At 65.7% G+C, this 11,822-nt stretch carries 11 protein-coding genes; 8 read left to right on the plus strand and 3 right to left on the minus strand.

The window, feature by feature from the left end; all coding sequences use genetic code 11:
* Positions 1-2 precede the first annotated feature (2 nt).
* Complete coding sequence (locus tag N2K98_RS15165) at positions 3-974, minus strand: substrate-binding domain-containing protein (protein WP_255864788.1); 972 nt, start codon at positions 972-974, stop codon at positions 3-5.
* 845 nt (positions 975-1,819) lie between these two features.
* Here N2K98_RS15165 and N2K98_RS15170 point away from each other — a divergent pair.
* A complete protein-coding gene (locus N2K98_RS15170) occupies positions 1,820-2,368 on the plus strand; it encodes a hypothetical protein (protein ID WP_255864787.1) in 549 nt (182 codons plus the stop codon).
* Here the strand turns inward: N2K98_RS15170 and N2K98_RS15175 are convergent.
* Both N2K98_RS15175 and N2K98_RS15180 read right to left on the minus strand, forming a co-directional pair.
* Positions 2,365-2,823: a DoxX family protein gene (locus tag N2K98_RS15175; RefSeq protein WP_255864786.1), complete on the minus strand. Its 459-nt coding sequence runs from the start codon at positions 2,821-2,823 to the stop codon at positions 2,365-2,367. The genes N2K98_RS15170 and N2K98_RS15175 overlap by 4 nt on opposite strands.
* Positions 2,824-2,882: 59 nt before the next feature.
* On the minus strand, positions 2,883-4,058 hold the full coding sequence (locus N2K98_RS15180; protein WP_255864785.1) for a M20 metallopeptidase family protein: 1,176 nt from the start codon (positions 4,056-4,058) through the stop codon (positions 2,883-2,885).
* A 256-nt stretch (positions 4,059-4,314) separates the two neighbouring features.
* Between N2K98_RS15180 and N2K98_RS15185 the strand changes: the two genes are divergently transcribed.
* From N2K98_RS15185 to N2K98_RS15215, 7 genes are all read left to right on the plus strand, one after another.
* Positions 4,315-4,677, plus strand: a complete 363-nt coding sequence (locus tag N2K98_RS15185) for a DUF6507 family protein (protein ID WP_255864784.1) — start codon at positions 4,315-4,317, stop codon at positions 4,675-4,677.
* Between the two features lie 4 nt (positions 4,678-4,681).
* Positions 4,682-6,583 carry a hypothetical protein gene (locus N2K98_RS15190; protein WP_255864783.1) on the plus strand — a complete coding sequence of 634 codons (1,902 nt, stop codon included), beginning with the start codon at positions 4,682-4,684 and terminating at the stop codon, positions 6,581-6,583.
* Between the two features lie 5 nt (positions 6,584-6,588).
* A complete protein-coding gene (locus N2K98_RS15195; RefSeq protein WP_260553724.1) occupies positions 6,589-7,221 on the plus strand; it encodes a hypothetical protein in 633 nt (210 codons plus the stop codon).
* 149 nt (positions 7,222-7,370) lie between these two features.
* Positions 7,371-8,774, plus strand: a complete 1,404-nt coding sequence (locus N2K98_RS15200) for a sensor histidine kinase (RefSeq protein WP_255864781.1) — start codon at positions 7,371-7,373, stop codon at positions 8,772-8,774.
* 71 nt (positions 8,775-8,845) lie between these two features.
* Complete coding sequence (locus N2K98_RS15205) at positions 8,846-9,601, plus strand: response regulator transcription factor (RefSeq protein WP_255864780.1); 756 nt, start codon at positions 8,846-8,848, stop codon at positions 9,599-9,601.
* 107 nt (positions 9,602-9,708) lie between these two features.
* A complete protein-coding gene (locus N2K98_RS15210) occupies positions 9,709-10,590 on the plus strand; it encodes an ABC transporter ATP-binding protein (protein WP_255864779.1) in 882 nt (293 codons plus the stop codon).
* The gene (locus N2K98_RS15215) at positions 10,587-11,816 is read left to right on the plus strand and encodes an ABC transporter permease (protein WP_255864778.1); all 1,230 of its coding nucleotides are present in this window, start codon (positions 10,587-10,589) and stop codon (positions 11,814-11,816) included. Before N2K98_RS15210 ends, N2K98_RS15215 begins: the two co-directional genes overlap by 4 nt.
* Positions 11,817-11,822 lie beyond the last annotated feature (6 nt).

Below are 11,822 nucleotides of genomic sequence, written 5' to 3' on the forward strand. Positions count from 1 at the left end.
ATTCAGTTACCGCCCGTAGCCTTAACCGGAGTCTCGATGATCCCGCCCTGGGATGTGGGGTCAGAGATCAGGCGAATGAGGTCTGCTCCGGCCTCGTCAACGGCGCTGGAGTAGTCCCAGCTGACGACAGCCGTGATGTCTCCGGCCTCCTGCGCGGCCACGGCCCCGTCACCGCCGCCGCCGGCCACGATGCAGGCCGGGGTCTTGTTGGCAGCCTTGAAGGCACCCGCCGCACCGAGCGCGGTCTCGTCGCTCGCCGCAATGATGACGTTCGCATCGGGGTTGGCGATGAGGAGCTGCGAGACGGTGGTCTGTGCACTCGAAATGTCCGCAGCCTCGCCGGTCGCGACGATGGGGACGTCCGGGGCTCCGGCTGCAAAGGAATTCTCGATGGCACCGATGACCTGCTCTGTGCCGCCGGCGGCGTCAGGCGGCATCAGGAACAGCGCCTCGCGCCCTTCGCCGTCAACGGCGCACTTCGCTGCGGTGTCGCCGATCATCGTCCCGTACTTCATGAAGTCCGGCTCGTCGAACGCAATTCCCGGCTGAGGCCCCTCCAACCCGACCGACATGGGCGGACCCTCCACAACCACGGGAATCTTCGCCGCCTGCAGCGCCGCGAGGCTCTGAGCGGCGGTCTCAGGCGCCACGGGCATGATCCACGCCCCCACGATGCTGCGCGTGTCGATGGCCTGCTGAATCTGCTGGGCCTGCTTCACCGCGTCGAAGCCCGCGTCCTGGATGGTGACGGTGTAACCCTCACCCTCGAAGTACTCGACCACGCCGTCGGCTAGCGCCGCGACGACGTCGATCTGGGAGGACGGAGTGAAGAAGGCAATCTCTCCCTTCGACTCAGCGCCGGCGGAACCGGCGGGCTCGGCAGCCGCTTCCTCGGATGCGGCGCATCCGGGAAGGGTCAACAGGCTGACCGCGAGCGCGGTGCCTGCGATTGTGAGGACGCGAGTATTCTTCATTGAATCTCCTTGTGCACAGGGGCAGCATTGCCTGCGAAAGACACCAGACATTATCGGTTTCTGCACTGTACCGACCAGTAGCCTAATGCGCAATACCCCCACCCGGCGGCGCCCAAGCCTCTTCTCCCTCCAGACATGAATGTCTGCGACTGCAGCAGCGGCGGGATGCTGCGGGCAACTCGTTGATCGCGGGCGGCCGGAACCCACCAAGCAACCCCTGCCGTCACATCCTTCACCACCGCAGAGACCCCAAAGCGGAACGGTTTCGCAACGGTTTCTGGATGGAGTTTGCCTGGCCCGGAGGACGTACTGGATGGGTTTACTGGGAGATGGGTTCCAAGATCGGCCGAGGGGCCCGCAGCCTTCCGACCCCGTCCGCCAGGAAAGTCAAAACCGCTCTAATGAAGCTTCGTCCCATGTACATGGGCGTATACAGAAGCGCCATCTACCCCCGGCCCAGGTGTCGAAGAAATCCTCGTCCAATGAATAGAAGTGTCGCGGGGACGATGCAGAGCGCCAAAGAATAACGGGGGCCAGCGGCATCTACTGAGCAGGTAACGGGGTTATTCCGCGCGGATACGCCCGTTATCTACTCAGTAGACCGTTTGCACGCGCAAATTGCTTCGTCTCCGCTCGCTTCCGGGCTACGCCGCTTCCCGGCCTCGCATCCACAGGACCATGTCCATAGCGCGGAGCCGGGAAATTGGGTGGTGCCGGCGATTGCGGGCCATCAGCTTGCCCGCCCGCGTCTGCCCCCCTGCCCTCCGTCTTTCCTGAACCAGGAGTGTACAGATTCCGGCCCACCAATCCCGGTTGGCCCGCCCCTGTCCCCTAGAGTGATCGCCATGGACTCGCCGCCCCAAATTGCCCTCATTGCGTTCACTGCCCTCGTCATATGCATCGGTCCCGCCCTGCTCGTGCCGGGTGTTCTCGCATATTCCGGCCGCTGGACGTCTTGGGTAGGCCCCTCCGGCCCCAAGTCGACGGCAAAGCACTCCCGGCTGGGTTTCATGATGTTCTGGGCCGGCGCGCCGATGACCGTGATGGATGTTCTCCTCGGACTGGAGGCACTGGGGGTGGACGCCTCCGTGACAAGGGATCTCGGCCTGGCTCCTTTTATGTTGTGCGTGCCCATAGCGATGATGCACGTCTTTTTCCTCCCAAAGGTCCTCCGGCCCCTCCTGCTGCCTCAGTGGTACCGGGACTGGGAGGACCCGATCAACGAGCGCGACGACCGGGAGGCGGAAGTGCGCCGTGCCAGACGCAAGCGCCTCCGGAAACTGCCCCGGGCTGAAAGACGCCGGATCCGGCTTCAGGAAAAGGGCCCGCTTGAACCCTGGATAGTCGTCGAGGTTGATCAGAAGGTTATTTGGGAAAAAACCTCGCGCTACTAGCCCTTCAGCCCCGCCCGCAGCGCCTTCCACGCACCGGTGGACCAGAGTGCCCACAGCACCAGTGGCGGCTGGAAGAACAGCCGGGCCAGTCGGGCGCCGTCGGACTCCAGACCGAATGCGTCCGTATGCGTCACGTACTGGGAAATGTTGCCCGGAAAGATCGCGATGAAGAACGCAGCCGCAGCCAGGCCCACCGGCACCCGCCGCTTCCGCAGCAGGATCAGGGCCGCGCCCAGGCTGATTTCGGCCACGCCGGAGAACAGCACCACGGCGTCCTCGTTCAGCGGGACCCAGTCCGGCACCTGCGCCTGGAATTCCTGCCGGGCAAAGGTCAGGTGCGAGGTGCCGGCGAAGGCCAGGAACGTCCCAAGTCCGACGGCGGCCCAGCGGCGTGGTTTCGACGTCGGCGGCGCGGGGCGGGCGGCAAGGGCAAGGACCTTCTTCAGGGCGGACATGTGCCCGACGCTACACCCCTGCCCCGAACGCCCGCAGGAGCCGGGCGCACCGCGGCCGCCTAGGTGAGCCGGTTGTAGGCCAGCTGCGCCAGGGCGGCGGCCTGGTCCCCCAGCACCGAGTCATCAAAAACCACCCGGGGCGAATGGTTCCAGGCGGCGGTGACCGGATTGACCGACGGCGGCGTCGCACCGAGGAAGATGAAGGTGCCGGGGACCTCGTTGAGCACCAGCGAAAAGTCCTCCGATCCCATCAGCGGATCGCGGGATTCCAGCACCCGGTCCTCGCCGAAGATCTGCCGCAGCCCGGTGACGGCTTCCCGGGTCCGGTCGGGATCGTTGCAGGTGACGGGGTAGCGGATGGTGAAGTCCACCTCCGCGCTGCAGCCGTGCGCGGCGGCGATGCCCTCGGCGAGCGCCTTGGATTCCACGATCACCCGGTCCAGGGATTCCTCCGAGAGGGTACGGACCGAGGCGCCGAGGCTGGCCGTATCCGGGATGACGTTGATCGCTTCCCCTGCGGAAAGCTGGGTCACGGTAAGCACGATCGGGTCGAAGGCGGAGAACCGGCGGGTGGCCATGGTCTGCAGCGCCGTGGCGATTTCGGTGAGGGCCGGAACGGGGTCGATGGCCGTCTGCGGCTGCGAGCTGTGCCCGCCGGAGCCCTTCACGGTGATCCGCAGTTCGTTCGCGCCGGCCATCAGCGTGCCGGGCTTGGTGCGGAAGACTCCCAGCGGGCCGGGCCGGACGTGGATGCCGTAGGCGGCTACGGGACGTTCCCCCGCGGCGTCGAGCACTCCCTCGTCAATCATCAGGCTCGCGCCGTCGTGGCCCTCCTCCCCTGGCTGGAACATAAAGATCACGTTGCCGGAGAGGTCCTGCTGCTGGGCGCTGAGCAGCCGGGCAGCGCCGACCAGGCCGGCGACGTGCAGGTCATGGCCGCAGGCGTGCATGGCGCCGTTGGTGGAGGCATAGTCCAGATCGGTCAGCTCGCTCACCGGCAGCGCGTCCATATCCCCGCGCAGCAGGACGGTGGGCCCGGGCTCGGCGCCGCGGAGCACGGCGACCACGGAGGTGGTCTTCACGCCCAGGGTGATTTCCAGGCCCAGTCCCTCAAGGGCGGCGAGGACCTTTTCCTGGGTGCGGGGCAGGTTGATTCCGGTCTCCGGATCCCGGTGCAGCTCCCGCCGCAGGGCCACCAGTTCAGGCAGGATCGCCTGTGCTTCCTGTACAAACATGCTTGAAGTCCTGTCATCTACGCTGATGGCCGGCCGCCGTTCGGGCTGCCGCTACCTACGCAGTAAATCACTCCTTCGCCTCCAGCACAGCCTTGCAGACAGTCCGGCGCAGCCGGGCGGTAATAGTCGGGACCAACGCCTTAGGACGCCGGTCCCACCGCCTGCCCGCCACGCGTCCATGGGTACTTCTCCCCATGGACGTTATTGACCACCCCGAGGTTATGTATAGTGACCGCACATAAAGGGGGGGAAGGGAATGTCTTACGACATAGATGTTCCGTCGTTGCAGGCCATACTGATGGCTGTGGCCACGGAGGGCACGGCGCTCCACGACGCCGTCAACGCAGCCAAAACCGGCGGGGATGACACCGCTGGCCAGTTCGGTACCGCAACGGAAGTGGCGGAAGCCTTTACCTCGTTCTGGACTCCGCGCGCCGACGTGGGCCAGAGGATATCCAGCCTGGTCTTCCGGAAGGCAGAGACAGTTGCCGTGGCTACCCAGGCATTTCTGGTCGGAGACGATGAGATGCACTACAACGCCCACAGCATCATGACGCGGGTAGACACCGGCTATGTTCCCCCGCTTTTCCGCCCCCAACCGCTGACCCCGTTGGACTAGCGCCATGGCCGTCATAGAAAGCATTCCGGACATCGACGTACCGTGGGAGAAACTGGGCGAGGCGGCTGCCGTCATGCGGGACAAGGCTTCTTCTGCAATCAGTCAACTTGATGCTGCCTCCGCTGCATGGGATGGGCTGCAGCAGGCCTACAAGGAAAGTCACACACAGGACCGGGTCTACGCTGCGCTCACGGACCTGCGCGACCCTGCCGTTGACTGGGCGGTTGCGCTCTCTTCCGCCGCAGCCGTACTCGAGGACTTCGCCGTAACCGGTAAGCCGCTGCAGCAGGAGGCCGAAACCCTCAAGACGGAGCGGACCGGGCTGCTCAGCAGAACCGCGTCCTCCGATATTCCCGGTGATGATGAAGCGCAGGACGCGCTGAACCGTGAAGTCTCGGAGCTCAACGAACGGGTTCTGAGCCTGCAGCGCAACTGGTCCCAGACTGTGGAAACCGCCGTCTCGGATTTGTCTCTGATATCCGGCGGAACAGGGGATACCCTGCCGGTGCTTGCTGCCCTGGGCGGCCCGGTGCTTCCCTCCCCCGACTGGATCGGCTTGACCTCCACCCTGGACGATTTCGGGGAATTGGATCCCGCGGCCGTGGCCGCCTCGCTCATCGATCTGAACGAAGAGGAACTGCGCGAGTGGGCAAAGGTGAATCCCGAAGCAGCCCTGCTTCTCTCGAACAATAAACTTCCCGAACCACCGCCTCCGGGGTCTGCCGAGGCAGCGATGCTGGAGGTCATGAACACCATGTATGACCGCCCCCGGGGGACACCTGATCTGCCCGCCGATCTGGCCGCCGAAGGCATCAGGAAGATCAACGAGGCCTGGGGACTGCTCTCGGAGGATGATCAGAAGCGGCTTCTCCTGCTGTATCCGGCTGTCTTCGGAAACCTCAACGGTGTGCCCATGGCCCAGCGGGCCCGTGCAAACACGGTGACGGCGGCCGGCTACCGCGAAGAACTTACCCGGCAGCTGGCGGCTCTGGGCGAGGGCGACGGGAGTAAAAGGGGCCAGGAGATCCGTGAGTCGCTTACCAAAAAGAAGCAGGGCCTCGACCACGTCATTAACAACGACCTGCAGACGGTGATGGTCAACATTGAGGCGGATGGGAGCATAGTCACCATGAACGGGACCCCCTCGCCCCGCACCAGGACCAGCACCTTGCTGGTCCCCGGGACGGAGGCCGATTTGGCCAGCGTGGGGGATTACACCGGCAAGCTGGCGGACCTCACGGCCGGGGCAGGAGCAGACGATCTCTCCTTCTACTGGCAGGGCGCAGACCTTCCCGACAAGATAGGCAGCAACGCCACGGGTTACTACAACACGGAAGGCGGACGAAAACTGGCCGCCTTCGACGCGGCACTGGACCTTGAACTGCCGTCAGACGCAGCCACCACAGGCATCGGTTACAGCGCCGGAGCCGCTATGTTGGGCACGGCGGAACGGATGGGCCTGGATATCGACAACGTAATTTATCTGGCACCTTCGGGAGCGGGTGAAGGGGTTAGCAGCGTCGAAAACACGACCAACCCGGACGCAAACCGATACTGGATCCAGTCCCGGGATGATCCGATCAACTTGGCTCAGTGGGCCGGCGGGATATTCCAGGGCGCTGATCCCAACGATATGGGCGTGACACGGCTGGAATCAGGTTTCATCAATCACGACGACGGCGGAGAAGTGGTGGGCGGGCACACGGAATACTTCCGTAAGGACTCTACGGCGATGAGGAACATGCGGGGCGTGATTTACGGGCAGGAACTTTATCCCTTCGTACCTTATGAACCGGACAACTACGTCATCACTGAAGGGGGTGTGGTGTTGAGTAATCCGCTGGAGGAAACCCCGGAGGCTTACAAGGGTGACCGGATGCACTCAATTCCAGGTTCCGGGAAGTGAGGACAATGCGTCGCTCCCTCCTCATGTGCCTTATCGTGCTGCCGGTTGCTGCCCTCGGAGCATGCGCCCCCGCGCTGTCGCCGGGCACCGCGGAATCCGCCTCGCCGTCCGCCCGCCCCGCGGCTGCCGTGCTGCCCGGCTTGGATCCCCTCCTGCCCAACCTCCTCGAGGCGGCCGGCGAAGGGTCGCCCCTGCGGATCAGCGACGCGAAAGAGGAATCCTGTCTGGACCTCACGCACGATGACAATTGGAACACCCTCACTCGAACCATGGCATCGGTGGACGGCAGGTACGCTGATCACCCGTCCGCCCAGGGATCAATGGACGCGCTAAAGGCCTATTTGCAGGAGGACGGCTGGGCACTGGATGACGAGGTGCGGAACGAGGAGAACAAAAACGGGGTGGTCTACGAGGTCAGCTTCCACAAGGATGAGCTGTCCCTTACCGCTCGATACGATCACGCCGCCCGAGACGGAAGGCGTTTTGTGGAGCTGGTCATCACGTCGCCCTGCGTGGAAAACCCCGATGACCACCAGATGATCCGCTCCAGCCTGGACCCGGAGTACGGTTCCTTCAGCCAGCACTATGACCACAACGCCGAAAAGGCAGACGGTTCCGGCGCAGTCTCCACCCCATGAGCAGCCGGTAGTACGGTTCCAATGCAGAGAATCCGCGTAACCGGTTCGACCGCGCAGGTCACCGAGAGACCTGCCCACTGGATCCGCCGCACGTCGTTCATCCCTGCGGCGGAGCCCGCGCCGGCGGTGCAACTCCTAGACTGGGCACCATGATCGAGACCATGGCCTTCGACACGGCCGACGCCGGGTCGGAACAGCACGCACGGACCCGGCCCGGCTGGCTCGCCCGCCTCCCCTGGCGAACCGGGGAGGACTGGGAACGCCCGGGGCCTACCGTCGCGCAGCAGCGCCACGACGTCATCGGAACCCTGGTCGTGTTGCTGGTCTCCGCTCTCGTTATGGAGGTGAGCCGCGGAATCGGTGCCCTCGCCGGGGAAACCCGGCCCATCTGGCTCCAGCATCTGGCGCTGGCCCTGATCATCCTGCCCTTGGCGGTGCGCCGCCGTTACCCGGTGGCCGTGATGCTGGTCTGCAGCGCCGCGTTCCTGGGCCTGGGACTGCTGGTGCCCATGGTTGCCACGCAGACGAGCTTCCAGGCTGCCTATTTCGCGTCGCTCTACACCGCCGTGGCCTGGGCGAAGGACCGCAGGATGCTCTGGCTCGGCACCACCGTGGTCATTGCCGTGATGGCACTGTGGATTATCCTTGCCTTCACCGTCTCCTCCGCCTATGACGGCATGCTGGAACGGGTCATGGAGGGCGATGACACCTACCGCGGTTTCCTGCCGCCGCTGGCATCCCTGGCGCTCTACAACTTCGCCATCAACGCCGCTTTCTTCGGCGGAGCCATTATGTTCGGCATGAGCGCCTGGCGCAGCGCGCACCAGCGCGAGCTGCTGGTCAAACAGTCCGCCCAGCTGGAAATCCAGGCGACGGAACTGGCCCGGCAGGCGGTGCTGGATGAGCGGCTGCGCATCGCCCGGGAACTGCACGACGTCGTCGCGCACCACATCGCGGTGATCGGTGTCCAGGCCGGCGCAGCCCGGCGGGTGCTGGAGAAGAAACCCGAGGCCACCGCGGGCGCCCTGCAGACCATCGAGGCATCCTCCCGCGAAGCAGTGGAACAGATGCGTTCCCTGCTGGGCGTACTCCGCGCGGGCGAGGAACCGGGATCGGAGTCCGACGGCGGTGCGCGGCGAACCCCCGAGCCCGGCCTCGCGGACCTCCCGGCACTGGTGGCAGAGCACGGGCAACTGGGCCTGTCCGTGTCCTACCACCGGTCCGAAGACGTGCCCGGCTCGCTGGACCGGGTCCCCGCACCGCTGGGCCTCTCGATTTACCGCACCGTCCAGGAGTCCCTCGCCAACGTCCGCCGCCACTCCACCGCAGGCTCCGCCGTCGTCGCACTCCGCACGGGCACCACGGGGACCGGCAACAGCTGGGTGGAGGTGGAGACCGTGGACAACGGCAGGCCGCGCACCGGCAGCACCGCGGGGTCCGGCTTCGGCATCCGCGGTATCCGCGAACGGGCCGACCTGCACGGCGGCACCACCGAAATCGGACCGCGTTCCGGCGGCGGCTGGCGCGTCCGGGTCCGGTTTCCGCTGCACTGACCGTTACCGTGGTTGCCGAAGGCCGCATACTGCGGCCGGCAGAACTCCTTCGAAAGGGAGAAGCGTAAGTAATGGAACCGATCCGCGTTCTGCTGGCTGATGACCAGGCCCTGCTGCGGGCGGGCTTTGCCATGATGCTCTCAGTGGAGGACGAAATCGAGGTGGTGGGCCAGGCCGCCAACGGCGCCGAAGCCGTGGACTTTGCCGCCGCACACCCCGTGGACATCATCCTCATGGACGTGCAGATGCCGGTCCTGGACGGGATCCGGGCCACCGAGCAGGTGGTGCGGGCCGGCACCGCGAAGGTCATCATCCTCACCACCTTTGAACGCGACGACTACCTTTTTGATGCCATCAGCGCCGGTGCCAGCGGCTTCCTGCTGAAGAACTCCGACCCGGACGACCTGGTGGCAGCGGTCCACGCCGTCGCCGGCGGCCACGCCCTGCTGGCACCGGAGATGACGGTGCGGGTCATCGAACGCTTTGCCCGGCAGCTGCACGCAGAGGCTGCCGGCGCGGCTGCCCACCCAAACGGCCGCCCAACCGCCACCCCCGCCGCCGTCGGGACCCGTCCGCCGTCGGGGTCCGCTCAGCAGCAGAAACTGCTGGACTCGCTGACTTCCCGCGAGCGCGAAGTGCTCGTGAACGTTGCCGCGGGCCGGAGCAACGCCGAGATCGCGGCCGGGATGTTCGTGGCCGAGGCGACCGTCAAGACCCATGTCTCCAACCTGCTGGGCAAGATCCAGGTCCGGGACCGGGTGCAGGCAGTGGTGTTCGCCTACGAGTCCGGCCTCATCCTCCCGGGGGACAAACCGGCCGCCGGCTGACCCGGAAAGGTTCCATCCCGCGGCCGATCCGCCGTGCTGCTCTTCTGCCTAAGCTCGAAGCAGAAGTTCATCACTAGGCCCGGCTTCTTCCGGGGAAGGAGCAGCACATGCTGCAGGTCCGCAATCTCACCCGACGCTTCGGGGACAAAACCGCCGTCGACGACGTCACGTTCGACATTCCGTCCGGCCGCATGACCGGCTTCGTCGGCGCGAACGGCGCCGGTAAAACCACCACCATGCGCATGATCATGGGCGTCCTGACCGCCACGGCCGGCGATGTGCTGCTGGACGGGGCCCCCGTAACCGCCGCGCAGCGCGCACAGTTCGGATACATGCCCGAAGAGCGCGGCCTCTACCCCAAGCAGCCCATCATCGACCAGCTGGTCTACCTCGGCCAGCTGCACCGGATGAGCCAGTCCTCGGCCCGGCGCGAGGCAATGGAACTGCTGGACCGGTTTAATCTGGCCGACCGGAGCAAGGACAAGCTCGAATCGCTCTCCCTGGGCAACCAGCAGCGCGTGCAGATCGCCGCCTCACTGCTGCACCGTCCCACCGCCCTGATCCTGGACGAGCCGTTCTCCGGCCTGGACCCGATCGCCGTCGACTCCATGGTGGAGCTGCTGCGCGAACGGACCGCCGCCGGTGTCCCGGTACTGTTCTCCAGCCACCAGCTGGACCTGGTGGACCGGCTCTGCGACAACCTGGTGGTCCTGCAGGGCGGGCGCCTCATGGCTGCCGGCAGCGGCGACGAACTTCGTGCCACGGCACCCCGCCGCCACCGCATCATGGTCTCCCCCGACGCCGGCTGGCTGCGCGAGGAAACCGGACTCACCGTCATCGACGTCGCCGGTCCCTCCGCACTCGTGGAGTTCGACGACGACGCGCACGCCCAGCGCACCCTGGCCGCCGCCCTCTCCCGCGGCACGGTGCAGGAATTCGCCCCCATCCGCCCGTCCCTGAGCGACATCTACCGTGAGGTGACAGCATGAGCACCGAAACCCGCACTCCCGTAGCCAAACCCGGACAGGCACCCGAGGCCCCGGATACCACGCCGGCCTGGGCAATCGTGACGCTGCGCGAAGTCATGGTCAAGATGCGTGACCGCACCTACCTGCTGTCCACAGTCGCGACCCTGGTCCTCATCGTGGGCACGATCCTGTTCAACGCCTATATGTCATCCCGCGGCTCGGACCATACCGTGGCTGTGGCAGATACCGCTGCCACGGAGATCATCACCGCCGCCGATGCCGCCGGCCAGGAGGGAGACGGGAACACCACCTTCGAAGCCGTAACGGCAGACTCCCCCGAAGCCGCCCTGCAGCTGGTCCGCGATGAAGAAGCCGACGCGGCCCTGATTCAGGACGATGACGGCAGCTGGACCCTGACCGGGAAGGACGAAATCGGTTCCGGGATCCGCGGACCTGTCTCCGAGGCCCTGACCAGCTACGTCATCAGTGCCAACGCCGCTGCGGCCGGCACCACCGCAGCGGAGCTGACCGCCGGCAGCGAGCTCGAAGAAGCGCTGCTGGAAGGCGACGCCGAGCAGGCCGGAATCGCGGCCGCCGTCGGCTTCGCGTTCAGCTTCCTCTTCTACATGGCCACGATCATCTTCGGCCTGGCGATCGCAACCTCCGTGCTGGAGGAAAAGCAGAACCGGGTGGTGGAAATCCTCGCCACCGCCATCCCCATCCGCCAGCTCCTCTACGGCAAGGTGATCGGCAACACCGTCCTGGCCGTGGTGCAGCTGGCACTCTACGGCGGGGCGGCTCTCCTGGCGCTGAACCTCACCGGTACCGCGGACATGGTGGGCTCCATCATTCCGATCTCGGGCTGGTTCCTGGTCTTCTTCCTGATCGGGTTCCTGATCCTGGCCGCCGGCTGGGCGATGCTCGGCTCCATGGCCAGCCGTTCAGAGGACCTGAACAGCAGCTCCACCCCGGTGATGGCGGTCATCTTCGCCGCCCTGTTTGCCGGCATGTTCGCCAAGGGGCAGCTGCTGGTCATCGCCTCGTTTGTGCCGGTGATTTCCTCAGTGGCCATGCCTATCCGGATGCTCAGCTCGGAGGTGCCGCTCTGGCAGACCTTCGCTTCGCTGGCCATCGCGCTAGCCGCTGCCTACGCCCTGCTGGGCTTTGCCGCGAAGATCTACCGGCGGGCCGTGCTGCAGAGCGGAGGCTCGCTGACGCTGCGCAAGGCCATGAAGCTGGAGCAGTAGCCCCGG

This window comes from Arthrobacter jinronghuae (genome assembly GCF_025244825.1).
Classification (GTDB): domain Bacteria; phylum Actinomycetota; class Actinomycetes; order Actinomycetales; family Micrococcaceae; genus Arthrobacter_B; species Arthrobacter_B jinronghuae.